20 protein-coding genes are annotated in these 24,653 nt (G+C 73.3%); 11 read left to right on the top strand and 9 right to left on the bottom strand.

Annotation, left to right across the window (positions count from 1 at the left end):
* Positions 1-304 precede the first annotated feature (304 nt).
* Positions 305-1,300, bottom strand: coding sequence for a tetratricopeptide repeat protein (locus tag ACFVHB_RS05365; protein ID WP_380315400.1), 996 nt, complete (start codon positions 1,298-1,300; stop codon positions 305-307).
* Between the two features lie 454 nt (positions 1,301-1,754).
* Between ACFVHB_RS05365 and ACFVHB_RS05360 the strand changes: the two genes are divergently transcribed.
* Entirely contained in the window at positions 1,755-2,405 is a 651-nt protein-coding gene (locus tag ACFVHB_RS05360) for a TetR/AcrR family transcriptional regulator (protein ID WP_380315582.1), read from the top strand.
* Positions 2,406-2,510: 105 nt separating this feature from the next.
* Here the strand turns inward: ACFVHB_RS05360 and ACFVHB_RS05355 are convergent, their stop codons facing one another.
* The 3 genes from ACFVHB_RS05355 to ACFVHB_RS05345 form a co-directional block, all read right to left on the bottom strand.
* Complete coding sequence (locus tag ACFVHB_RS05355) at positions 2,511-4,196, bottom strand: methylmalonyl-CoA mutase (protein WP_380315397.1); 1,686 nt, start codon at positions 4,194-4,196, stop codon at positions 2,511-2,513.
* A gap of 168 nt (positions 4,197-4,364) precedes the next feature.
* Entirely contained in the window at positions 4,365-4,709 is a 345-nt protein-coding gene (locus ACFVHB_RS05350; RefSeq protein WP_380315395.1) for a DUF3817 domain-containing protein, read from the bottom strand.
* Positions 4,710-4,830: 121 nt separating this feature from the next.
* On the bottom strand, positions 4,831-5,361 hold the full coding sequence (locus ACFVHB_RS05345; protein WP_380315392.1) for a MarR family winged helix-turn-helix transcriptional regulator: 531 nt from the start codon (positions 5,359-5,361) through the stop codon (positions 4,831-4,833).
* Between the two features lie 492 nt (positions 5,362-5,853).
* On the opposite strand from ACFVHB_RS05345, the gene ACFVHB_RS05340 reads away from it, so the two are divergent.
* Both ACFVHB_RS05340 and ACFVHB_RS05335 read left to right on the top strand, forming a co-directional pair.
* A complete protein-coding gene (locus ACFVHB_RS05340; protein ID WP_380315389.1) occupies positions 5,854-7,491 on the top strand; it encodes a M4 family metallopeptidase in 1,638 nt (545 codons plus the stop codon).
* Between the two features lie 424 nt (positions 7,492-7,915).
* Positions 7,916-9,532 carry a M4 family metallopeptidase gene (locus ACFVHB_RS05335; protein WP_380315386.1) on the top strand — a complete coding sequence of 539 codons (1,617 nt, stop codon included), beginning with the start codon at positions 7,916-7,918 and terminating at the stop codon, positions 9,530-9,532.
* Positions 9,533-9,649: 117 nt separating this feature from the next.
* Here ACFVHB_RS05335 and ACFVHB_RS05330 read toward each other — a convergent pair whose 3' ends face one another.
* A complete protein-coding gene (locus ACFVHB_RS05330) occupies positions 9,650-9,982 on the bottom strand; it encodes a DUF3817 domain-containing protein (RefSeq protein ID WP_380315383.1) in 333 nt (110 codons plus the stop codon).
* Positions 9,983-10,291: 309 nt separating this feature from the next.
* Between ACFVHB_RS05330 and ACFVHB_RS05325 the strand changes: the two genes are divergently transcribed.
* The 5 genes from ACFVHB_RS05325 to ACFVHB_RS05305 all read left to right on the top strand — a co-directional run bounded on the left by ACFVHB_RS05325 (position 10,292) and on the right by ACFVHB_RS05305 (position 14,056).
* On the top strand, positions 10,292-11,080 hold the full coding sequence (locus tag ACFVHB_RS05325; RefSeq protein ID WP_380315381.1) for a DUF2127 domain-containing protein: 789 nt from the start codon (positions 10,292-10,294) through the stop codon (positions 11,078-11,080).
* 80 nt (positions 11,081-11,160) lie between these two features.
* A complete protein-coding gene (locus ACFVHB_RS05320) occupies positions 11,161-11,799 on the top strand; it encodes an AIM24 family protein (protein ID WP_380315378.1) in 639 nt (212 codons plus the stop codon).
* Positions 11,799-12,449 (top strand): AIM24 family protein, encoded by a 651-nt coding sequence (locus tag ACFVHB_RS05315; protein WP_360188606.1) that lies wholly within the window; start codon positions 11,799-11,801, stop codon positions 12,447-12,449. The genes ACFVHB_RS05320 and ACFVHB_RS05315 overlap by 1 nt, the downstream gene beginning before the upstream one ends.
* A gap of 236 nt (positions 12,450-12,685) precedes the next feature.
* On the top strand, positions 12,686-13,501 hold the full coding sequence (locus tag ACFVHB_RS05310; RefSeq protein WP_380315579.1) for an AIM24 family protein: 816 nt from the start codon (positions 12,686-12,688) through the stop codon (positions 13,499-13,501).
* Between the two features lie 39 nt (positions 13,502-13,540).
* Positions 13,541-14,056 carry a MarR family winged helix-turn-helix transcriptional regulator gene (locus ACFVHB_RS05305; RefSeq protein WP_380315375.1) on the top strand — a complete coding sequence of 172 codons (516 nt, stop codon included), beginning with the start codon at positions 13,541-13,543 and terminating at the stop codon, positions 14,054-14,056.
* A 154-nt stretch (positions 14,057-14,210) separates the two neighbouring features.
* On the opposite strand, the gene meaB is transcribed toward ACFVHB_RS05305, so the two are convergent.
* Positions 14,211-15,167, bottom strand: a complete 957-nt coding sequence (meaB, locus tag ACFVHB_RS05300; protein WP_380315372.1) for a methylmalonyl Co-A mutase-associated GTPase MeaB — start codon at positions 15,165-15,167, stop codon at positions 14,211-14,213.
* 74 nt (positions 15,168-15,241) lie between these two features.
* Positions 15,242-16,435, bottom strand: a complete 1,194-nt coding sequence (locus ACFVHB_RS05295) for an acetyl-CoA C-acetyltransferase (protein ID WP_380315370.1) — start codon at positions 16,433-16,435, stop codon at positions 15,242-15,244.
* 257 nt (positions 16,436-16,692) lie between these two features.
* Between ACFVHB_RS05295 and mce the strand changes: the two genes are divergently transcribed.
* The 3 genes from mce to ACFVHB_RS05280 all read left to right on the top strand — a co-directional run bounded on the left by mce (position 16,693) and on the right by ACFVHB_RS05280 (position 23,384).
* A complete protein-coding gene (mce, locus tag ACFVHB_RS05290) occupies positions 16,693-17,136 on the top strand; it encodes a methylmalonyl-CoA epimerase (RefSeq protein WP_380315576.1) in 444 nt (147 codons plus the stop codon).
* 561 nt (positions 17,137-17,697) lie between these two features.
* Positions 17,698-22,347: a hypothetical protein gene (locus ACFVHB_RS05285; protein WP_380315367.1), complete on the top strand. Its 4,650-nt coding sequence runs from the start codon at positions 17,698-17,700 to the stop codon at positions 22,345-22,347.
* Positions 22,348-22,454: 107 nt separating this feature from the next.
* Entirely contained in the window at positions 22,455-23,384 is a 930-nt protein-coding gene (locus ACFVHB_RS05280) for a cellulose-binding protein (protein WP_380315364.1), read from the top strand.
* A 70-nt stretch (positions 23,385-23,454) separates the two neighbouring features.
* Here the strand turns inward: ACFVHB_RS05280 and ACFVHB_RS05275 are convergent, their stop codons facing one another.
* Complete coding sequence (locus tag ACFVHB_RS05275; RefSeq protein ID WP_380315361.1) at positions 23,455-23,778, bottom strand: hypothetical protein; 324 nt, start codon at positions 23,776-23,778, stop codon at positions 23,455-23,457.
* Positions 23,775-24,569: an alpha/beta fold hydrolase gene (locus tag ACFVHB_RS05270; RefSeq protein WP_380315358.1), complete on the bottom strand. Its 795-nt coding sequence runs from the start codon at positions 24,567-24,569 to the stop codon at positions 23,775-23,777. Before ACFVHB_RS05270 ends, ACFVHB_RS05275 begins: the two co-directional genes overlap by 4 nt.
* Positions 24,570-24,653: the final 84 nt, after the last annotated feature.

The following is a 24,653-nucleotide window of genomic DNA, read 5'->3' as shown; positions in this document are numbered from 1 at the left end:
GGGACCGGGCGTCGCCGATGCTGCTTGAATCCCGGGCGAAGCACAAGGGGTTCATTACTGACGGGTAATCCAACATCCAATGTCGGCGATCATGAATTTCGCCACACGCGCACCCTGAGTGACGGATTGGAGGAATCGTGACGAAGAAATCCGCCCGAAACACGAGCGAAACACCCGTGGGTGGTCACGCGAAGTGACCACCCACGGGTGTTGTCAAGATTTGGTAAACCTCTGACGCGATGACCGTATTGTCGCCAAATCTCCAGCGACACCGCAGGTCATCCGCCGTGCCAGGGACGCCCGATCAGAACAGGACGCGGGCCAGCGCGGTGCGCGCCGCCGTGACCCTCGGGTCGTCCGCGCCGATCACCTCGAACAGCTCCAGCAGCCGGAGCCGGGCGGCGTCCCGGTCCTCGCCGAAGGTCCGCCCGACGGTGTCCACCAGGCGCCCGAAGGCGTCCTCGACGTGACCGCCGGCCAGGTCCAGGTCGGCCGCGCGGAGTTGGGCCTCGACGTCCTTCGGGTCGGCCGCGGCCGCCGCCCGGACGGTCTGCAGGTCCAGCCCCTCCACCCGGCGCAGCAGCTGCGCCTGGGCCAGGCCGGCCTTCGCCTCGGCGTTGCCCGGCTGGTCGGCCAGCACGTTCTCGAACGCCTGGATCGCGCCGCCCAGGTCGCCGCGGACCAGCGCCTCGTGCGCGGCCACCAGCGCCGGGTCCTCCGGCACGTACGACGGGGCCCCGCCGGCGGCACCGCCGGGCACTCCCGCGCCGCCGACCACGCCGAAGCGCTGCTCGGCGACCAGGATCAGCTGGTCCAGCACCTTGCGGACGTTGGCCTCGTTCTCGGCGCCCTGGAACAGCGGCACCAGCTGGCCGGCCACCACGGCCATCACGGCCGGGATGCCCTGGATGCCGAACTGCTGCGCGATCAGCTGGTTGGCGTCGACGTCGATCTTGGCGAGCACGATCCGGCCGGCGTACTCCTCGGCCAGGCGCTCCAGGATCGGGCTGAGCTGCTTGCAGGGCCCGCACCACTCGGCCCAGAAGTCGATGACCACCGGCACTTCGGTGGACCGCTGGACGACCTCGGCCTCGAAGGTGTCCTCGGTGACGTCGATGACGAGCTCGTACGGGGCCTGGGCGGGTGCCACCCCGGCCGCCTCGGCGGCGGCCGCCTGACGGGCCCGCTCGGCCCGGGCCTGCTCGGCCTTCTGGGCAGCCTCGCCGGCTGCCTTCACTGCGGCGAGGTCGACCGCACCGCGCAGGGCGGAGCTGTTGAGACGCGAATTCCGTGGCTGCATGGCACCATCCTCCCCCGTCCGCGCTGCTGGCGGGCACCAACCTCCGGGAAAGTCGCGCCGCGCGGGCTGCGCGGCACCGAATCCCGGGGTGGACGACCCGTCCCCCGGTAGCCTGAACCGTTCGGCGCGGATCCCCACCCGCGCCCGCGCCGCTCCCGTCCCACGGGTCACGGCGCCTGGTTGTCACTGCTTTCGCTACGAGTCGTAGCGTAACTGGACCGTGGGCCCCCGCCGCAACCCCATCCCCGCTTCCGGGGACGTGAGCTGTCCCACTTTCCCGGGCGGCCGGGCTGACCCGGGGCGCGGGGAGTCGCTACCGTTACCGGTCCCACCCAAGTTACTTACCAGTAAAACCCAAGGAGGCCAGGTGCCGGCCACCCAGCCCCCCACGCCCCCGGCACGCCCGACGGGCCGGGAGCGCCTCCCGGAAGCCGCTCCGGACGCCCTGGAGGCCCTGGACGAGGCCCCCGGGAGCCCGGAGGGGCCCGAGGGCGCCACCACCCGCGCCAAGGGCCGTCCGCGCAGCGCCGCCGCCGACCTCGCCATCCTGGACGCCACCCGCGAGGCCCTGGCCGAGCTCGGCTGGGGCGGGCTGACCATGGGCCACGTGGCCACCCGCGCCAAGGTCGCCAAGACCACCCTCTACCGCCGCTGGCCGTCCAAGAACGAGCTGGTGGTGGACGCCGTCGCCAGCCTCTTCGACGAGCTGGTGATGCCGGACCTCGGCAGCCTGCGGGCCGACATCGAGGCGGTCGTCGCCCAGTTCGCCGACCTGCTGGCCCGGCCGGAGACCCAGGCCGCACTGCTCGCGCTGTTCGCCGAGGGCACCCGCGACCGGCAGCTGCGCCGGCGGATCCGGGAGGCGATCGTCGACCCGCAGAAGCGGCTGGTCCGCCAGGGCCGGGCGGCCGCCCAGGCGCGCGGCGAACTCGCCCCGGACGCCGACGAGGTGGCCGCCGGCGAGGAGATCGACATCATCTTCGACACCATCGCCGGCACGGTCGAGCACCGGGTGCTGGTCAGCGGCGAGCCGATCACCGCCGACTGGACCCGGCGGTTCACCAACCTGCTGCTCGGGCCGTTCCCGAGCCTGACGACCGGCTGAGCCGGCCGACGGGCCGCACGCCGGCCGGCCCACGGAACGCCGAACCGCCCCGCACGAGGACCGTGCGGGGCGGTTCGCCCCGGGGCGCGCCCGAGGACCGCGTGCTCAGAACGCGGCGGTCTCCCGGTAGATCCCCCACTCCTCGCGCAGCGCGTTGCAGATCTCGCCCAGGGTGGCCTCGGCCCGCACCGCGTCCAGCATCGGCGGGATCATCGACTCGCCCGAACGCGCCGCCGCGAGCATCGCGTCCAGCCCGGCCCGCACCGCCGCCTCGTCCCGGCCGGCCTTCCGCTCCGCCAGCACGCGCACCTGCTCGCGCTCGACCTCGTGGCTGACCCGCAGGATCTCCAGCTCGGGGGTGACGCTGCGCGGGTGGCAGTTGACGCCGACGACCCGCTTGTCGCCCTTCTCCACGGCCTGCTGGTACTGGAAGGCCGCCTCGGCGATCTCCCCGGTGAACCAGCCCTCCTCGATCCCGCGCAGGATGCCGGAGGTGACCGGGCCGATCTCGTGGTCCTCGCGGCCCTTGTCCAGGATCCGCTGGAAGATCGCCTCGGCCTGCTCCTCGATCCGGTCGGTGAGCGCCTCGACGTACCAGGAACCGCCCAGCGGGTCGGCCACGTTGGTGACGCCGGTCTCCTCCATGATCACCTGCTGGGTGCGCAGGGCGATCTCGGCGGCCTGCTCGGACGGCAGCGCCAGGGTCTCGTCCAGGGCGTTGGTGTGCAGCGAGTTGGTGCCGCCGAGCACCGCCGAGAGCGCCTCGACGGCGGTGCGGACCACGTTGTTGTACGGCTGCTGGGCGGTCAGCGACACCCCGGCGGTCTGGGTGTGGAAGCGCAGCCACTGCGCCTTGTCGGTCTTGGCGCCGAAGCGGTCGCGCATCCAGCGGGCCCAGATCCGGCGGGCGGCGCGGAACTTGGCGATCTCCTCGAAGAAGTCCAGGTGGGCGTCGAAGAAGAAGGAGAGGCCGGGCGCGAACACGTCCACGTCCAGGCCGCGGGAGAGGCCCAGCTCCACGTAGGCGAAGCCGTCCGCCAGCGTGTACGCCAGCTCCTGCGCGGCCGTCGCCCCGGCCTCGCGGATGTGGTAGCCGGAGACGGAGAGCGGCTTGTACGCCGGGATGCCCTGGGCGCAGTAGGCCATCAGGTCGCCGATCAGGCGCAGGTGCGGCTCGGGGGCGAAGAGCCACTCCTTCTGGGCGATGTACTCCTTGAAGATGTCCGTCTGCAGGGTGCCGTTGAGCACCGCCGGGTCGACGCCCTGGCGCTCGGCCGCGACCAGGTACATGCAGAAGATCGGGACGGCCGGGCCGCTGATCGTCATCGAGGTGGTGACCTCGCCGAGCGGGATGCCCTTGAACAGGACCTCCATGTCGGCGGCCGAGTCGATGGCCACACCGCAGTGGCCGACCTCGCCGAGCGACTTCGGGTCGTCGGAGTCGTAGCCCATCAGGGTGGGCATGTCGAAGGCGACCGAGAGGCCGCCGCCGCCCGCCTCCAGGATCATCCGGTAGCGCTCGTTGGTCTGCTGGGCGTTGCCGAAGCCGGCGAACTGGCGGATGGTCCACGTCCGGCCGCGGTAGCCGGTCGGGTGCAGGCCGCGGGTGAACGGGTACTCGCCCGGCCAGCCGATCCGCTCGAAGCCCTCGACGGGCTGTCCGGCGGGCGGGCCGTAGACCGGCTCGACCTCGTCCCCGGAGAGGGTGGTGAAGTCCGCGTCCCGCTTGCGGGCGCTGTCGTACCGCTGCTGCCAGCGCTGCCGCCCGCGCTCGATCTCCTCGGCGTCCATGGCTCCGAACTCCGCTCCGTACGGCCGCCACGGCACCGGGACGGCACAGCTATTAGGACGTCCTACTAATTTACTCGGACGTCCTAGTACTTGTCGACGGCAACCCGGCCCGACATGCGAAAGGGCGCCCTCCCCCCGGTCGGGGAAGGGCGCCCTTCGGCATGACGGTCAGACGCCGGCGGCCTGCCGCTCGGCGGCGGCACCGGCCGGGAGCTTCGCGGCGGCCTCGGCGACCACCTTGCGCTCGGCGAAGAAGGAGGCGAACGGGATGCAGCCCGCGGCCAGGGTGAAGATCATCCGGCCGAGCGGCCACTTGAGCTTCTGGCCGAGCAGGAAGGTCACCACGAAGTACCCGATGTAGAGGTAACCGTGCAGCATCGCGACGTAGGTGGTCACGTCCTCGGCGGTGCCGAAGCCGTACTTCGCGACCATGAAGCCGCAGAACACCAGCAGCGCCACACCGGTCGCAATGGCCAGGGCCCGGTACCAGCCCAGCAGGGGGGTCGCCTTCATACTCTTCATCGCCTCGCTCGGCAGGATCGGCCGGTGCGTCCGGAAAGCTGCGCACCGCTCCGAACGAGGGTAGCCGCCGCTTACGGGTGCGCCGCGCGGCGCCCCGGGGCCGCCGGGCGGATCAGTCCCCGGCCGCGGCCGCGTCCGGCTCGGTGAAGTCGCCGGCGGCGATCCGCAGCGGCCGGAGCAGCTCGAACACCTGTCGGCACTGGTCGGCGTCGTACTCCTCCAGGCCGAACTCCATCGCCATCAGCTCCCGGGTGGCCTCCTCCACCGTCGCGCGGCCGCGGTCGGTGATCGAGGCGAGCACCCCGCGGCCGTCCAGCGGGTTGGGGCGGCGGGCGACCAGACCGGCCCGCTCCAGGCGGTCGACGGTGTTGGTGACGCTGGTGGGGTGGACCATCAGCCGCTCGCCGATCTTGGAGAGCGAGAGCTCGCCGGTCCGGCTGAAGGTCAGCAGCACCAGCGCCTCGTAGCGGGCGAAGGTCAGACCGTACGGCTTGAGCACCGCGTCCACCCGCGAGAGCAGGATCTGGTGGGCGCGCATGATCGAGGTGATCGCCGCCATCGAGGGGACCCCGCCCCAGCGGCGGGTCCAGAGCTCGTCGGCGCGGGCGATCGGGTCGAAGTCGAGTGCGAGGGGCTTGGCCACCTCCTTACCGTACCGGCGGGTGGGGCCGCTGCTATCAGGCGTCCTGATGGTGGACAAGCGCGACGCGTGGCGGGATCCCGCCAGTGGGACGGGCTGGTCCGTACCAGGACGTTGCGGGGATGTGAACGCCCGCCAATCCGCCCGGGCGGGGCCGTTGTTGGTCGCCGCCCCGGCCTCCGGCCCGCTATCAGGCCTCGGTTCGGGCGGTAACCCGCTGAAAGACGGGGCGATTCGCCCGGTTTGTCGTTCTGTTCACAATCCGCCGGGCTGGCGAGACCTGGCCAATCGGTGAACCAGACCTGTCATTTCACTTGTTGGATTGTCATGCTTTCGGCCAGCCCCGTCCGGCGGCCACCGCCCCACTCACCGGTGGCCCGCCGCTCGACCGCACGGAGCTGCCCGCCAGCGCCCGTTCCGCCCCTCAGGTGCCAACCCCGGCACCCCGGGACGAGGCGCGCCCGCGCACACGCGGTTTCCCGGAAGGACCTGTACGTGAAGCGAAAGCTCGCAGCCGGCGCCGTACTCTCCGCCACCGCCCTCCTCACCGGCGTCATCCAGGTGAGCACCGCCGCCCAGGCCGCCCCGACCCCCTCGGCCCAGGCGCAGGCCGCGCAGCAGCAGGAGGCCGTCCTCGCCGTGGCGAAGGGTCAGGCCGACCCGCTGGCCAAGGCGCTCGCGCTGGGCGGCCAGGAGAAGCTGGTCGCCAAGGACGCCGTGGTGGACGCCGACGGCACCCGTCACCTCCGCTTCGAGCGCACCTTCGCGGGCCTGCCCGTCCTCGGCGGCGACCTGGTGGTGCACCAGGCCGCCGACGGTGCGGTGAAGACCGTCGACAAGGCCGTCACCGCCAAGATCGAGGTGTCGAGCCTCACTCCGAAGATCCCCGCCGACCAGGCGGCCGCGCAGGCCTCCGGCGCCGTGCAGGCCACCGTCGGCATCGCCGCCGACCGGGACGAGTCGCCGCTCCAGGCGGTCCACCAGACCGGCGCCGCCCAGCTCGTGGTCTGGGCCGCGGACGGCAACCCGCGCCTGGCCTACCGCACGACCGTCGAGGGCGTGCGCGCCGACGGCACCCCGTCCAGCCAGCTGCTGGTCACCGACGCCGCCACCGGCGCGGTCCTCTCCACCCACGAGCAGGTGCAGACCGCCTCCGGCAGCGGCACCGGCGTCTTCGTCGGCACCGTCCCGCTGACCACCACCGCGGTCAGCGGCGGCTACTCGCTGAAGGACGCCACCCGCGGCGGCCAGTCCACCGTCGACTTCAAGAACCGGACCTCCGGCTCGGGCACCCTCTACACCGACACCGACAACGTCTGGGGCAACGGCAGCGTCTCCAGCGGCCAGTCCGCCGCCGTGGACGCGCAGTTCGGCGCGGCGGCCACCTGGGACTACTACAAGAACTCCTTCGGCCGCAACGGCATCAAGAACAACGGCGTCGGCGCCACCAGCCGGGTCCACTACGGCAAGAACTACGTCAACGCCTTCTGGTCCGACCAGTGCTTCTGCATGTCGTACGGTGACGGCGCGAGCAACACCCACCCGCTGACCGAGATCGACGTGGCCGGCCACGAGATGACCCACGGCGTCACCTCCGCCACCGCGGGCCTCAACTACTCGGGCGAGTCCGGCGGCCTCAACGAGGCCACCTCGGACATCTTCGGCACCATGGTCGAGTTCTCCGCCAACCTCGCCACCGACACGCCGGACTACCTGATCGGCGAGGAGATCGACCTCAACGGCGACGGCACGCCGCTGCGCTACATGGACAAGCCCTCCAAGGACGGCGGCTCCGCCGACTACTGGTCCTCCGGCGTGGGCAGCCTGGACGTCCACTACTCGTCGGGCGTCGGCAACCACTTCTTCTACCTGCTGGCCGAGGGCAGCGGCGCCAAGACCATCAACGGCGTCAGCTACAACAGCCCGACCTCCAACGGCTCGACCGTCACGGGCATCGGCCGGGACAAGGCCGCGGCCATCTGGTACCGCGCCCTGACCGTCTACTGGACCTCCACCACCAACTACAAGGGCGCCCGCACCGGCACGCTGAGCGCGGCGGCCGACCTGTACGGCGCGGGCAGCGCCGAGTACAACGCGGTGGCGGCCGCGTGGAGCGGCGTCAACGTCAACTGACGTCCGCGCGAACGGCGCCCGGGGCCCTCACTGGGAGGGGAGGCCCCGGGCGTCGGCGCGTCCGGGGGCGGCCCGGGTGCCGCGCGCGTAGCAAGGGGGGCCGGACCCGGCAAGGCCGTCCGCTGGCGGGATCCCGCCAGCGGGGCGAACCGCCCGGAACGGGCATCCGTCGCACCCGACCCACCCGCACCGGCGTCTGGCGAGACCTGGCCAATCCCCGTCGGCGCCCTGTCCTTCCACCCCGGCCGGTTGTCATGCTTCTGTCCAAGCCCCGTTCGACGGCCGTCACCCCCACCCACCGACCGGCCGTCAAGGACCGCACGGGAGCAGCACGTCAGCGCCCTACCGCCCCACGGCGCCACCCCCGGCGCCCCGGTATGCGGCGCGACCGCGCACACGCGGTTTCGTGGAAGGAACCCCGTACGTGAAGCGAAAGCTGACAGCCGGAGCCGTACTCTCCGCCACCGCCCTGCTGGCCGGCGCGATCCAGGTCGCCGCCGCGCCCGCCCAGGCCGCCGCCCCCTCCGTCGCCCAGCAGCGCGACGCCCTGATCGCCCTGGCCGGCGGGCAGGCCGCGCCGGTGGCGCAGGCGCTCGCGCTCGGCGGCCAGGAGCGGCTGGTCGCCAAGGACGCGGTGCTGGACGCCAACGGCGACCGCCACCTGCGCTACGAGCGGACCCTGGGCGGCCTGCCGGTGCTCGGCGGCGACCTGGTGGTGCACCAGAAGGCCAACGGCACGATCACCTCGGTGGACCGGGCCTTCACCGGGCAGCTGTCGCTGCCGAGCCTCGCCCCGGCGCTCTCCGCCGACGCGGCGGCCGGCCAGGCGCTCGGCGCGGTCCGGGCCACCGTCGGCATCGCACCCGACGAGGACGAGGCGGCGATCAGCCGGGTCGACGCCGCGGGCGCGCCGCAGCTGGTGGTCTGGGCCGCGGACGGCAGCCCGCGGCTGGCGTACCGGACGGTGGTGAAGGGCGAGCGGGCCGACGGCACCCCGAGCAGCCAGCAGCTGGTCACCGACGCGGCCACCGGCGCGGTGCTCTCCACCCACGAGGAGTTCCAGACCGCGACCGGCAGCGGAAAGGGCGTCCACGTCGGCTCGGTCACCCTGACCACCACCCAGAGCGGCTCGACCTACCAGCTCAAGGACGCCTCCCGCGGCAACCAGTGGACGGGCAACGCCGCGAGCGGGAACGCGCTGTACACCGACGCGGACAACGTCTGGGGCAACGGCCTCGCCTCCAACACCCAGTCCGCCGCCGTGGACGCCCAGTTCGGCGCCGGCGCGACCTGGGACTTCTACAAGAACACCTTCGGCCGCAACGGCATCAAGAACAACGGCGTCGGCGCGAGCAGCCGGGTGCACTACGGCAACGCCTACGTCAACGCGTTCTGGAACGACTCCTGCTTCTGCATGACGTACGGCGACGGCACCAACAACAGCAACCCGCTGACCGCGATCGACGTGGCCGGCCACGAGATGACCCACGGCGTCACCTCGGCCACCGCCGGGCTGGTCTACTCGGGCGAGTCCGGCGGCCTCAACGAGGCCACCTCGGACATCTTCGGCACCATGGTCGAGTGGTACGCCAACCTGCCCGGGGACGTGCCGGACTACCTGATCGGCGAGAAGATCAACATCTTCGGCAACGGCAAGCCGCTGCGCTACATGGACCAGCCCTCCAAGGACGGCAAGTCCAAGGACTCCTGGTACTCCGGGGTCGGCAACGTCGACGTCCACTACTCGTCCGGCGTGGCCAACCACTTCTTCTACCTGCTGGCCGAGGGCAGCGGCGCCAAGACCATCAACGGCGTCAGCTACAACAGCCCGACCTCCAACGGCTCCACGGTCACGGGCATCGGGCGGAACAAGGCGGCCGCGATCTGGTACCGCGCGCTGACCGTCTACATGACCTCCACCACCAACTACAAGGCCGCCCGCACCGCGACCCTGAAGGCGGCTTCCGACCTGTACGGCGGCACGGGCAGCACCGAGTACAAGACCGTGGCCGCGGCCTGGAGCGCGGTCAACGTCAACTAGCGGTCAACGTCGACCAGGCGCCCCGCGGAACGGGCGAGGCTGCCGGGGCCCGGCCCCGGCAGCCCGTCGGGCTGCCGCCGGGAGGTCCGGCCGGCGGAAGGCCCCGACCGGGGAGGTTCAGGCGGCGGCGGGCTCGCGCACGGGGGCGGCCCCGCCGCGCTCCTCCTTCTTGAGCATCCGCTCGGCGAAGAAGCCGCCGGTGGGCAGCACCGAGAGGACGAACAGCAGGGCGCCGCGCTTGGCGTCCCACTTCTGCGCCTGCCAGGCCATGATCCAGAACACCACGTAGAGGATGAACAGGATCCCGTGGACCATGCCCATCACCGGCACGGCGTCGAAGCTGGTGGTCCGCTTGAGCACCGAGCAGACCAGGAGCAGCAGGAAGGACAGGCCCTCGGGGCCGGAGACCAGGCGCAGGCGGTGGACGGCACTGCTGTTCACGATGGGCACCTCGATGCGGGGGTCGGAGATCGCTTGTGAACCGGCTCACAAGCATCCCGCCATTATCACCGAGCACACGTCCGGACCCACTGCCGGGGTGCCCGGCCGTGCCCGATCTCACAGCGCCCCGTCCCGCGGCACCCCGCCCCGCGGCACCCGGTCGCGCGGCACCCGGTCCCGCCGGACCGCGTCCGCGGATGTCACAGCCGTGCAGCAGATCGCCCCCGGTCGCACCGCGATGCCCGCCGCCACCCCTATCCTGCTGCCGCGCGCCCGGCGACCCGGGCGCCGTCCGCATCACACACGGGGGTACGACCGATGTTCAAGCTGGACTGGGACCGGAGGACCTGCGCCCGGCGCGGCCACCTCACCTACGCGCCGACCGAGCCCGAGCTGAACCGCCGCCTGCACGCCGCCACCGCGCTCGGCGACGCCTGGCGCTGCCTGCGCTGCGGCGACTTCACGCTCGGCGCCCCGCACGGTTCCGGGCCGGCCGACGAAGCGCCGCTGGTGCCGCGCGGCAAGGCCCTGCGGGACCTCTTCATCCTGCGCTTCCTGGCCGTCGAGCGGCTGCTGCGCGGCCTGCTGATAGTCGTGGTGGCCTGGGGCGTGTGGAAGTTCTCCAACAGCCAGGACGCGGTGCGCCGGGTCTTCGACGAGAACCTGACGGTCTTCAAGCCGGTCACCGACCACTTCCACTGGGACCTCGAACACTCCCCGATCGTCGACACCATCCGCAAGACCTTCGACTACGAGCACAAGACCCTGCTGATCGTCGCGGGCGCCCTGCTGGTCTACGCCCTGATCGAGATCGTCGAGGCGTACGGGCTCTGGCTGGGCCGGCGCTGGGCCGAGTACCTCACGGTGGTGGCCACCGCGGCCTTCCTCCCGCTGGAGGTGTACGAGCTGACCGAGCACGTCAGCGCGCTGAAGATCTGCACGCTGGCGCTGAACATCGTCGCGGTGCTCTGGATCCTGCTCTCCAAGCGCCTGTTCGGGCTGCGCGGCGGGGTGGTGGCCTTCGAGGCCGAGCGCCACTCGGCCTCGCTGCTGGAGGTGGAGCAGGCCGCCGGGACCGTGCCGCACGGCGCCCACGCCGTGGCCTGACCCGGGCATTTGTCGCAGACCCGTACCAGAACGGCGACGCCCTCTCCCCGGTCACGGCCGGATCCGGCTACATTTCGGCCGTGGCACAGTTTCGACTCCAGGGGTCCAAGACGCTCGCCGTCGACATGACGGGCGACGGCGTCAAAGCCAGAAACGGCTCGATGGTCGCGTACACCGGCCAGATGAGCTTCAAGAAGCTCACCGGCGGCGGTGACGGCCTGCGCGGCATGGTCACCCGCCGGCTGACCGGTGAACAGATGACGGTCATGGAGGTCAAGGGGCAGGGCACCTGCTACTTCGCCGACAAGGCCACCGAGATCAACCTCGTCCGGTTGAACGGCGAGACGCTGTACGTCGAGTCGGAGAACCTGCTCTGCACCGAGGGCACGCTGAAGACCGGCACCTCGTTCACCGGCCTCAACGGCATCTCCTCCGGCAACGGCCTGTTCACCACCAAGGTCGAGGGCCACGGCTGGGCCGCCGTCACCTCCAAGGGGCCGGCGATCATCCTGCGGGTCTCCCAGGGCATGCCGCTGAGGGTGGACCCGGGGGCGTACGTGGCGCACACCGGCAACCTGAACCGCAGCCTGAAGTCCGGGGCCGGCTGGACGACGTTCATCGGCGAGGGCGGCGGCGAGGCCGTCCAGGTCGAGTTCACCGGCGAGGGCCTGGTGTACGTGCAGCCGTCCGAGAAGCTGACCATCGGGGGCGACGTCTGATGCCGTTCACCAGGATCAACAACAAGATGATCGAGGCCCGGGTGGTCCCCGGGCAGCGGCTGTTCAGCCAGCGCGGCGCGATGCTCGCGTACACCGGTGAGGTCCGGTTCACGCCGAACCTCACCGGCGGGCAGGGCGGGCTGATGTCGATGATCGGCCGCCGGGTGGCCAACGAGGACACCCCGCTGATGACGGTCGAGGGCCAGGGCACCGTGATGTTCGGCCACGGCGGGCACCACGTGCACGTCATCGACCTGGCCGGCGACACCCTGTACGTCGAGGCGGACCGGCTGCTGGCCTTCGAGGGCTCGCTGCAGCAGTCCACCATGTTCATGGGCTCGCAGGGCGGCGTGATGGGCATGGTCCGCGGCCAGGTGACCGGCCAGGGCCTGTTCACCACCAAGCTGGACGGCCACGGCTCGGTCGCGGTGATGGCCCACGGCGGCGTCTTCGAGCTGCCGATCACCCCGCACCAGCCGGTGCACGTCGACCCCCAGGCCTACGTCGCGCACCGCGGCCAGGTCCAGAACAAGCTGTCCACCGCGCTGGGCTGGCGCGACATGATCGGACGCGGCTCCGGCGAGGCGTTCCAGCTGGAGCTGTCCGGGAACGGCACGGTGTTCGTGCAGGCGAGCGAGGAGAAGCTCTGATGTCCTACCCGCCGCAGCCCGGCTACGGGCAGCCGAACGACCCGTACGGCCAGCAGCAGCCGTACGGCCAGTCGCCGTACAACCAGCCGACGCAGCCCGGCTTCCCGGTGCCGCCGCCGCCCGGCTACGGCCCGCCGCCCGGGCAGGGCTACCCGCCGCCCCCGTCGCCGCAGGGCTACCCCGCGCAGCCGCCGCAGCAGTACGCCCAGGAGCAGTTCGGCGGCGCCCAGGCCCCGCTGCCCAAGGCGCACGACGGCGCCGCCGGCCCGGTGGTGCACGACGCGCACAGCCTGCCGGTCAACGACAACGTCAACCCGTACGCCTTCTCGGTGGACCTGAACGGGTCGTACTTCCTGCAGAAGGGCAAGATGATCGCCTACTACGGCGACATCTCCTTCAAGGGCGTCGGCGCCGGCGCGATCGACCGGATGCTCGGCATGCACTTCAACTCGCCGATGCACGCGGCGGACTGGGTGGTCGCCGAGGGCCGCGGCAAGCTGCTGCTCGCCGACCGCGCCTTCGACCTCAACTCCTACGACCTGGAGGAGGGGAACCTGACCGTCCGTTCGGGCAACCTGCTGGCCTACGAGCCGACGCTGCGGCTCAAGCAGTCGATCATCCCGGGCTTCCTGACCCTGATCGGCACCGGCAAGTTCGTCGCCGCCTCCAACGGCCCGGTGCACTTCGTCGAGCCGCCGATCCGGGTCGACCCGCAGGCGCTGGTCGGCTGGGCCGACTGCCCGGCGCCGTGCCACCACTACGACCACGACTACATGCACGGGGTGATCGGCGGCATCCGCCGGCTGACCGGGCTGGGCGGGGCGTCCGGCGAGGAGCACCAGTTCGAGTTCATCGGCGCCGGCCAGGTGCTGCTGCAGTCGACCGAGGTGCTGATGGCCGAGCGCGCGGTCGGCCAGGTGCACGCCGAGGCGGGCGTCCCGATGGGCGGGGTGCCCTCGCAGCACGCTTCCGGCCACGGGAGCCAGTTGCCGAACGTCAACGTGCCGGGCCTCGGTAACCTGGGCGACCTCGGGCGACGTTTCGGCCTGTAAATTTGTACAAGATTTAACTAAGTGCGGTATGCTGTCCGCATGGATACGCACACGACCGACGCCGCGGACGTCTCCCCCTCGGAGCCCGAGGAGGAGACTCCCTGGCTGACCGCCCGCGAGCAGCGGATGTGGCGCGCCCATCTGGAGGTCGCCAAGCTGCTGGACTACCAGCTCAGCCGCGAGCTCCAGCCGCACAACCTGGCCATCAACGACTACGAGATCCTGGTCGTCCTCTCCGAGGCCCCCGAGCGGCGGATGCGGATGACCGACCTGGCCACCGCCACCCTCCAGTCCAAGAGCCGGCTCTCGCACCAGATCACCCGGATGGAGACGGCCGGGCTGGTGCTGCGCCAGGAGTGCCCCGGTGACCGGCGCGGGCTCTACGCCCACCTCACCGAGCACGGCTGGGCGACCATGCAGAAGGTGGCGCCGGACCACGTCCGCAGCGTCCGGGCGCACTTCATCGACCGCTTCACCCCCGAGCAGCTGGACGCGATGTACGAGGCGCTCGCCCCGATCGCCGAGCACCTGCGCGGCCTGCGCGGCCGCGCGTAGCGGTAACTCGCGCGCTGGCCTCCTCGCTTCTCCCTTTCGGCACCGGCGCGGCCCTTCGGCGCGGCGCGGGCCTTCCGCTCGCCGTGGCCGGCCGCGGACACACCGAGGGCCGGTTCCCCGCACGCGGCGGGGAACCGGCCCTCCTGGCGTCCGGTCAGCCCCGGGTGAGCCCGGCGACCAGCTCGTCGGCGGCGCCGTACGGGTCCAGCTCGCCGGCCACCACCCGCTCGGCCAGCGTGGTCAGGTGGCGGTCGCCGTGCAGGTCGCCGATCCGGGACCGCAGCGCGGCCAGCGCGATCGCCTCCACCTCGTCGGCGGCCCGGCGGCGGCGGCGCGCGGCCAGCTCGCCGTGCTCCTCCAGCCAGGCGCGGTGCTTCTCCAGCGCCTCGACCACCTCGTCCACGCCCTCGCCGCGGGCCGCGACGGTCTTCACGATCGGCGGACGCCAGTCCCCCGCCTCGCGGGCCTCGCCGAGGCCGAGCATGTGGTTCAGCTCCCGCGCGGTGGCGTCCGCGCCGTCCCGGTCGGCCTTGTTGACCACGAACACGTCGCCGATCTCCAGGATCCCGGCCTTGGCCGCCTGGATGCCGTCGCCCATGCCGGGGGCCAGCAGCACCACCGTGGTGTCCGCCTGGGCGGCGATCTCCACCTCGGACTGGCCGACGCCGACGGTCTCGACCAGGATCACGTCGCAGCCGGCCCCGTCCAGCACCCGCAGCGCCTGCGGGGCGGCCCAGGACAGGCCGCCGAGGTGACCGCGGGTGGCCATCGAGCGGATGAACACCTCCGGGTCGGTGGCGTGGTCCTGCATCCGGACCCGGTCGCCGAGCAGCGCGCCGCCGGAGAACGGCGAGGACGGGTCGACGGCCAGCACCCCGACCCGCTTGCCCAGCCGCCGGTAGGCGGAGACCAGCGCGGACGTCGAGGTCGACTTGCCGACACCCGGCGACCCGGTCAGCCCGACGGTGTAGGCCCGGCCGGTGTACGGCGCGAGCGCGGCCATCGCCTCGCGCAGCTGCGGGGCGGCGTTCTCGACCAGCGAGATCAGCCGCGCGACGGCCCGCGGACGGCCCTGCCGCGCCTGCTCGACCAGCGTCGGCACATCGATCATCGGGGATCTCTCCTTACGAATCGGGGCCGCGGCCCGCTTGTGGCGGTCCGCAGCCCCGAAGGTATGTCAGACGATCAGGCCTTCGGAACCCTGACGATCAGGGCGTCACCCTGGCCGCCGCCGCCGCACAGCGCGGCCGCGCCGACGCCGCCGCCGCGCCGCTGGAGCTCCAGCGCCAGGTGCAGCACCACGCGGGCGCCGGACATGCCGATCGGGTGGCCGAGCGCGATCGCGCCGCCGTTGACGTTGACGATCTCCGAGGAGACGCCCAGGTCCTTCATCGACTGGTGGGCGACGGCCGCGAAGGCCTCGTTGATCTCGATCAGGTCGAGGTCACCGACCTCCAGGCCCTCCTTGGCCAGCGCGTGCTTGATCGCGTTGGACGGCTGCGACTGCAGCGAGTTGTCCGGGCCCGCGACGTTGCCGTGCGCGCCGATCTCGGCGATCCAGCTCAGGCCCAGCTCCTCGGCCTTGGCCTTGCTCATCACGACCACCGCGGCGGCGCCGTCGGAGATCTGCGAGGAGGTGCCGGCGGTGATCGTGCCGTCCTTGGTGAACGCCGGGCGCAGCTTGGCCAGGCCCTCGACGGTGGTGTCCGCGCGGATGCCCTCGTCCTGGCTGAAGACGACCGGCTCGCCCTTGCGCTGCGGGATCTCGACCGGGACGATCTCGGCCTCGAAGACGCCGTTCTGCTGCGCCTTGGCGGCCCGCTGGTGCGAGGCGGCGGCGATCTCGTCCTGGACCTCGCGCGGGATGCCCAGGCGGGCGTTGTGCTTCTCGGTGGACTCGCCCATCGGGATGTTCTCGTAGGCGTCGGTCAGGCCGTCGTGCGCCATCGCGTCCAGCAGCTCGATCGCGCCGTACTTGTAGCCCTCGCGGGACTTCGGCAGCAGGTGCGGGGCGTTGGTCATCGACTCCTGGCCGCCGGCCACCACGATGTCGAACTCGCCGGCGCGGATCAGCTGGTCGGCCAGCGCGATGGCGTCCAGACCGGAGAGGCACACCTTGTTGACGGTGAGCGCCGGGACGTTCATCGGGATGCCGGCCTTGACGGCGGCCTGGCGGGCCGGGATCTGGCCGGCGCCGGCCTGCAGCACCTGGCCCATGATCACGTACTGGACCTGGTCACCCGTGATGCCGGCCCGCTCGACCGCGGCCTTGATCGCGAAGCCGCCGAGGTCGGCGCCGGAGAAGCCCTTGAGCGAGCCGAGCAGGCGCCCCATCGGGGTCCGCGCACCGGCAACGATCACAGAGGTGGTGTTGGTCATGGGACGAGCCCCTTCGCACGTCGTGGCCAGGTGAGGATGCGCTCAATGTACTGACCTGTTACCCGCCCGTCACCGGAGCGACGGTGTGATCGAGCGCACTGGCACTGTCCAGTCAACACCGTGTCAACCCGATCCGGGTGAACCGGGCCGCGCGCCCTGCCGTGTGAGCAGGCTCGCAACCGGCATCGCTGGCGCGCCCAGGCCGCATGCGCTGCACTGTTGCCGTCCCGTTGCCCGCCCCGACCCCGGAGGCCACCGTGCTGACCCGCATCGACCACATCGGCATCGCCTGCCGCGACCTCGACAAGACGGTCGAGTTCTACCGCGCCACCTACGGCTTCGAGGTGTTCCACAGCGAGGTCAACGAGGAGCAGGGCGTCCGTGAGGCCATGCTCAAGATCAACGACACCGGCGACGGCGGCGCCTCGTACCTCCAGCTGCTGGAGCCCACCCGGCCCGACTCCACCGTCGCCAAGTGGCTGGAGAAGAACGGCGAGGGCGTCCACCACATCGCGTTCGGCACCGCCGACGTGGACGGCGACTCCGAGGACATCCGGGCCAAGGGCATCCGGGTCCTCTACGAGCAGCCGCGGATCGGCTCGATGGGCTCGCGGATCACCTTCCTGCACCCGAAGGACTGCGGCGGCGTGCTGACCGAGCTGGTCACCTCCGCCGAGCCGGGCGAGCACGACGCGCACTGAGCCCGCCCGCCGGCTCCGCACGCCCTGAGTGCGTACGCCATCGACTCCGCACGCCGCCGGGCCCGCACGGCCTCCGGCGCCGCCGGCGGGTGCCGCTCCCGGGTGGCACCCGCTGGTGACTCGTCAGTAATGTGGCCCTCTGCCCGGAAATCCCCCACGCGGCCATTCCCCCGCAGGGCGCTCCCACTACAATGCCCAGGTGCGCGAAGACTCCGGGGGACGGGGACGACGAGCACGGCCGAAGACAGGCCCGTCCGCCCTCAGGCGGTCGGCCCGTCGCAGGGGAGTCCATTACGCGGGCACGGCTGAACAGTCGCAGTTCGGATCTGTCACCATTCTCCACAGGCAAGAGTTCGCCCAGAAGTCCACCCGGACGGGGGAACGCGGAACGACCGCGCTCCCACCGGCCAGGACTTCGACGACCGTGGCGGACGCCCCCGGCTGAGCAGGGGTCGTCCACCGGCTGCGGATGCAAGGACCAGTCGGACCGGGGCCCCGGACAGCGGGAGCCCTGGATCGGCCGGGTCGAGGACGCGACCAGGAGATGGATGGGACCGCGGAGTGCGGGGCTACGACCGCTACGAGGTTGACGATCACCTCTCCCAGTTCGAGGCCGAGATGGATCGGACTCGAAAGGAGCGGGACAAGGCCGTCGAGCATGCCGAGGACCTCGCCTACCAGGTGGAGGTGCTCCGGGCCAAGCTGCACGAGTCCCGCCGCATGCTCGCCCAGCCGCGCGCCTTCGACGCCGTCTCGGGCCAGGCCGAGCAGATGCTCCGCACCGCCGAGATGCAGGCCCAGCAGCTGCGCGCCGACGCCGAACGGCAGCTGCGCGACTCGCAGGCCGCCACCCAGCGGATCATGGCCGAGGCCGCCGAGCGCACCGCCCGGCTGGAGGCCGAGCTGGCCGCCCGCCGCCGCCAGCTGGAGGACGAGCTCACCGAGCTGCGGCGCAGCGCCGAACAGCACGTCAAGGAGAACGTCAGCTGGGCCGAGCAGACCCGGGCCGGCCACGAGCAGGAGGCCCAGCGCCTGCTCCAGGAGGCCCGCGCCGAGGCCGACCGGATGATGGCCGCCGCCCGCGCCGAGGCCGCCGCGCTGGCCGACCAGGCCCGCGCGCAGACCGCCGCCGACGTGGACGCCGCCCGCGGTGAGGCCCAGGCCGCCGCCGAGGCCGCCCTCCAGCGTGCCCAGAACGACGCCGAGCGGCTGCTCCGCGCCGCCTCCGAGCAGGCCCAGCAGGCCGGCGCCCAGGCCGCGGCCGACGTCGACGCCGCCCGCGGCGAGGCCCAGCAGCAGCTCGCCGCAGCCCGTGGTGAGGCCCAGCAGCAGCTGGCCGCAGCCCACGCCGCCGCCGAGCAGCAGCTCGCCGCCGCGCAGGCCGAGATCGGCCGGCTCAAGGAGCACGCCGCCGCCGAGCAGCAGCGCGCCCAGGAGGCGCTCGCCCACGCCCAGGCCGAGATAGAGCGGCTGCGCGCCGAGGCGATCGCCGAGGCCGAGCGCACCCGCCGGGAGGCCGCCGAGCTGCGCGCCCAGGCCGAGGCGGCCGCCGAGCAGCTGCAGGCCGACGCCGAGGCCGCGGCCGAGCGCAAGGTCGCCGACGGCGAGGCCGCCAGCGAGCAGCGCTCGCAGACCGCCCGGGCCGAGGTGGCCCGGATGGTCGCCCAGGCCACCAAGGAGGCCGAGGCGATCAAGGCCGAGGCCGCCACCAAGCAGGCCGAGGCCGAGGCCGCCAAGGCCGCCGCCGCCGAGGAGAGCGAGCGGCTGCGGGCCACCGCCGAGTCGGTGGCCGGGGAGCTGCGGGCCGAGGCCGAGGCCGCCATCGCCGAGATGCGGGCGCGGGCCGAGCGCGACGTCGCCGAGCTGCGGGCGCAGGCCGAGGCCGCTGCCGCGCAGCTGCGCAGCGAGGCCGAGGAGGCCGGCCGGGCGGCCGGCGCCAAGGACGCCACCGTCCACCTCGCCAAGGCCGCCAAGACGGCCGAGGAGGTGCTCGCCCGCGCCAACCAGGACGCCGAGACGGCCCGGACCGACGCCGCCACGGAGGCCGAGCGGATCCGCGCCGAGGCCGCCGCCGAGGCGGAGCGGCTGCGCGAGCAGGCCCGGGCCGCCGTCGAGCAGGCCCAGAACGCCGCCCTGGACGACGCCGCGGCCATCCGCGAGCGGATCCAGGAGATGCAGGACGAGGCCGCCCGGCTGCGGGCCGAGGCGGAGGAGCTGCGCGCGCAGGCCGCCGCCGAGGCCGACCGGGTCCGCGGCGAGGCCCGCCGCCAGGCCGTCGTCCAGATCGAGGAGTCGGCGAAGAACGCCGAGGAGCTGCTCACCAAGGCCAAGGCCGACGCGGACGAGCTGCGCGCGGGCGCGGCCGCCGAGATCGAGCGGCTGCGCGAGCAGGCCAAGGAGCAGGCCGCCGAGACCCAGGGGCGCGCCGAGCAGACGCTGGGCCGGGCCCGCGCCGAGGCCGAGAAGACCGTCGCCGCCGCCGAGCAGCAGGGCCAGGACGCGCTCGCCGCCGCCAAGGCCGCGGCCGCCGAGAACCGGGCCGCCGCCGAGCGGGAGACCGCCGAACTGCGCCGCGAGGCAGCCGAGTTCGACCAGCGGGTGCGGACCGAGGCGACCGCCGCCGCGGAGGCGCTGCTGGCCGACGCGCAGGCCGAGGCCGGCGCCGTCCGGGACGCCGCGGTCGCGGACGCCGAGCGGGTGCGTACGGAGGCCGACGCCGAGGCCGCCCGTTCCCGGGCCGAGGCCGAGGCCGCCGCCGACGCGCTGCGTGAGGAGAGCCGGCGCGAGCGCGAGGAGGCCGCCGCCGGACTGCGCCGCGAGCGCGAGGAGACCGCCGAGCAGCTGGCCGCCGCCCGGGCCGCCCGCGAGCAGGCCGAGACGGCCGCGGCGGAGCTGACCGAGCGCACCGCCGTCGAGACGGCCGCCGCCCGGGAGGCCGCCGAGGCGTACGCCGACCGCGTCCGCACCGAGGCCGAGCGGACCGCCGCCGAGCTGACCGAACGCACCGCCGTCGAGACGGCCGCCGCCCGGGAGGCCGCCGAGGCGTACGCCGACCGCGTCCGCACCGAGGCCGAGCAGGCCGCGGCGGAGCTGACCGAGCGCACCGCCGTCGAGACGGCCCGGCTGCACGCCGAGGCCGAGGAGGCCCTGGAGGGCGCCCGCGCCACCGCCGAGCGGCTGCGGACCGAGGCCGAGGCGGCCGCCGAGGCGCTGCGCGAGCGGGCCCGGGCGGACCTCGCACTGGCCTCCGAGCAGGCCGAGACGGTCCGGGCCGAGGCCGGCCGGGAGCTGTCCGAGGCCCGCGCCACCGCCGACGCCGTCCGGGCCGAGGCCGAGGCCGCGCTGGAGCAGGCCCGCGCCGACGGCGCGGAGCTGGTCGCGGCCGCCGGGGCCGAGGGCGCCCGGCTGGTGTCCGTCGCCGAGGACGAGGCCGCCGAGGTCCGCCAGTCGGTGGCCGGGATGCACGAGGCCGCCTCGCAGCAGATCGCCGAGCTGCGGGCCACCGCCGAGGCCGAGGCCGCGGAGACCCGCCGGGCCGCCGAGCAGGACGCCGCCGAGCTGCGGGCCCTCGCGGACCGCGAGACCGCCGAGCTGCGGGACACCGCCGAGCGGGAGACCGCCGAGCTGCGCGAACGGACCGACCGTGCCGTCGCCGAGCAGCACGAGACCGCCGACCGGGAGACCGCCGAGCAGCGGGCCCTCGCGGACCGCGAGACCGCCGAGCTGCGGGACACCGCCGAGCGGGAGACCGCCGAGCTGCGGGCCCGGACCACCGCCGAGACCACCGCCCTGCGCGAGCACACCGAGCTGGAGCTCGCCGCCGAGCGCGAGGCCGCCGAGGCCGAGCTGAGCCGGCTGCGCGCCGAGGCGCGGGCCTACGACGAGCAGCTGCGCGCCGACGCCGAGGCCGAGCTGCGGTCCGCCCAGGACGCCGCCGAGCAGCAGCGCGCCGACGCCGAGGCGCAGGCCGCCCGGACGGTGGCCGCCGCCGAGGAGCGGGCCGCCGCCGCGATCGCCGAGGCCGAGGAGTTCGCGGCCTCGCTGCGGGCCGAGGCCGAGGAGTACGCGCTGGCCACCCGCACCCTCGCGGACGAGTACGACGCGGCCACCCACGCCCGCGCCGACGCGTACGACGCCGACATCCGCGAGGCCGCCGAGCAGTTCGACAAGGCCACCCGCGAGCAGGCCAAGTCCGTGCTGGAGAAGGCGTTCGCCGACGCCGAGGCGCTCGGCGAGGACGCCCAGACCACCGCGCTGGCCACCACCGCCGCCGCCGAGGAGCAGGCGGACGCGATGGTCGCCGCGGCCCGCAAGGAGGCCGACCGGCTGGTCGCCGCCGGCGAGGCGGCCGGCCAGGCCGAGGTCGAGAAGGGCCGCGCCGACGCCGACGCGCTGCTCTCCGAGGCCCGCCGGGACGCCACCGGGATCCGCGAGCGCGCCGAGGAGCTGCGCGAGCGCACCGACGCCGAGGTGGAGGCCCTGCACGAGCGCGCCCGCAAGGAGAACGCGCAGGCCATGAAGTCGGCCGGCGAGCGCGTCGACGCGCTGGTGACGGCCGCCCAGGAGCAGCTGACCGAGGCCGAGGAGCAGGCGGTGGCCACCGTCGCCGAGGCCGAGGAGCGGGCGGCGGCGCTGGTCGCGGCCGCCGAGGACCGCGCCAACGAGCTGACCTCGGAGGCGTCCGCCGAAGCCAGCAAGGTCCGGATCTCCGCCGTCCGCAAGGCCGAGGGCCTGCTGAAGGAGGCCGAGACCAAGCTCGCCGACTCGACCGACCGCGCCGAGGCCCTGATCGTCAAGGCCGAGGCCAAGCTGGCGGCGGCCGAGGCGGAGGCGCAGGAGAAGGTCGAGACCGCGGCGGCCGAGGCGGAGAAGCGGCTGCGGGCCGCCGACGAGGCCGCGGACGAGCAGATCGAGCTGGCGAAGGCGGAGGCCGACCGGCTGCTCAGCGAGGCGCGGGCCGAGGCCGAGCGGGTCACCGACGAGGGCCGGCGCGAGCTGGACGAGCTGGTGCGCCGCCGCAAGGACATCAACACCGAGATCTCCAGGGTGCAGGACGTGCTGTCCGCCCTGGAGGCGTTCGAGGCACCGTCACCGGTCGCCCAGACCAACGGGGGAAGCAACACCAAGAAGGACGGGGGCGCCAAGGCGGGTGCCGGAGTCGGCGCTCCCCGGTCGGGTGGCAATCGCTCCAAGAACGCACCACCCGATTGAGCGGACATTGTCCGCGAGACATCGGCGTTTCGCCGTAGACACTCCGGTACCGTGTCAGGATTCCCTCAACCACCTCAGCGGTTTGACGACAGGAAGCCCAGAACCCCATGAGCGACAGTCACTCCCCTCACGGCTTCGACCTGGTGCGCCGTGGGTACGAGCGCGCCCAGGTCGACGAGCGGATCACCAAGCTGGTGGCCGACCGTGACAGTGCCTTGACCCGGATCAGTGCGCTGGAGAAGCGCATCGAGGAGCTCCACCTGGAGACCCAGACCGCCCAGGCGGCGGTCACCGAGGCGGAGCCCTCGTACGCCGGTCTCGGCGCCCGGGTCGAGAAGATCCTGCGACTGGCCGAGGAGGAGGCCAAGGACCTGCGCGACGAGGCGCACCGCGCCGCCGAGCAGCACCGCGAGCTCGCCGAGGCCGCCGCCCAGCAGGTCCGCACCGAGGCCGAGAACTACGCCAAGGACCGCAAGGCCAAGGCGGAGGACGAGGGTCTGCGGATCGTCGACAAGGCCAAGAGCGACAGCGCCCAGCTGCGCGCCGAGGCCAACAAGGACGCCCAGAACAAGCGCGAGGAGGCGGACGCCCTCTTCGAGGAGACCCGCACCAAGGCCGCCCAGGCCGCGCTGGAGTTCGAGACCAACCTGGCCAAGCGCCGCGAGCAGTCCGAGCGCGACCTGGCGGCTCGTCAGGCCAAGGCCGAGAAGCGCCTGGCCGAGATCGAGCACCGGGCCGAGCAGCTCCGCCTGGAGGCCGAGAAGCTGCGCACCGACGCCGAGCGCCGGGCCCGCCAGACCGTCGAGACGGCCCAGCGCCAGTCCGAGGACATCGTGGCGGACGCGAACGCCAAGGCCGACCGGATCCGCAGCGAATCCGAGCGCGAGCTGGCGGCGCTCACCAACCGCCGCGACAGCATCAACGCCCAGCTGACCAACGTCCGCGAGATGCTGGCGACGCTGACCGGCGCGGCCGTGGCCGCCGCCACGCTGCCGAACGACGACACCATGGGCGTGCCCGCCCAGCAGTCGCGCTGACGCCGCTCCCGCACGAGCCGACGGGCCCTCACCCTTCCGGGGTGGGGGCCCGTTCCGCCGCGGCCGCGGCTCAGCGCGGGTAGGCCCCGTCCGGCCGCTGGTGGCCGCAGCTCAGCTGGTTGCCGTCGTCGTCCGAGACGGTGCCGAACCACGAGGTGCACCAGACCGACACCGAGTCCGGCCAGTACTGCACCTCGAAGGGGTGCCCGGGGCCGTAGTCGCCGTACGAGGTGACGATGAAGGTCTCGCCGGGGCGCAGCCAGTAGTCCTCGCCGAGCGGCTCCAGGGTCAGCTCGACCAGGCTCTCGCCGCGGTTGGTGACGGGCATCCGGCCGGTGACCTCCAGCGCCGAGAAGTCCCAGCTGCCCGGCTCCGCCCTCCGCTCCCCGCTCATCGGCCCACCCGGTCCAGCAGCCGGCGCACGGCGGCGTTGAACGCCTCCGGCGCCTCCAGGGCGCTCAGGTGGCCCACGCGCGGGACGACGGTCAGCTCGGCGTCCGGCAGGGCCCGCACCATCAGCTCGGCCTCGGTGAGCGGCGTCAGCCCGTCCTCGGCGCCCGCCACGACGGCGGCCGGCACCCGCACCCCGGCCAGCACGTCCAGGGCGTCCGGGCGGGCCGCCATCGCCCTTTGCGCCCACGCGACCGCGGCCGGCGGCGCCGCGGCGATCATCCCCTGCACCCGCTCGACCAGGTGCCCGGACTCCGGCCCGAGCTGGCCGGCCGCCACCTTCTCGTCCAGCAGCAGCTGGACGCTGTCGCGGGCCAGCACCGCGGCGGCGATCCGCTCGCGGTTGGCCCGGGCGGCCTCGGTGTCCGCGGTGGCCTTGGTGTTGGCCAGCAGCAGGCCGGCCAGCCGCTGCGGGTGGCGGCGGGCGAAGGCCAGCGCGACGTAGCCGCCCATCGAGATGCCGCCGATCACCGCCCGGTCGATCCCGGCCGCGTCCAGCAGCAGGGCGACGTCGTCGGCGACCGCGTCCAGCGAGGGCTCGCCGGCTCCCAGCTCGGTGCCGCCGAAGCCGCGCTGGTCGGGGGCGAGCACCCGGGCGTCGTGGCCGGTCGGTCCGGGCAGGGCGTCCAGTTGGGCGGACCACATCGAGGCGTTGAGCGGAAATGCGTGCAGCAGCACGAGGGGTGTTCCGGTACCGCTCTCGCGGACCGACACTGCGGAGGGGAGCTGGGTCATGGGCCCACCGTATTCCGGTGTGCCCGGCGGGCCCACTCAGCGGGCCACCCCGTCCGCTTTGTCATAGCCTGACGGAGAGTAAGG

The organism is Kitasatospora sp. NPDC127111, assembly GCF_042677465.1.
Lineage (GTDB): Bacteria > Actinomycetota > Actinomycetes > Streptomycetales > Streptomycetaceae > Kitasatospora.
This window is presented reverse-complemented; position numbering and strand designations above follow the sequence as displayed.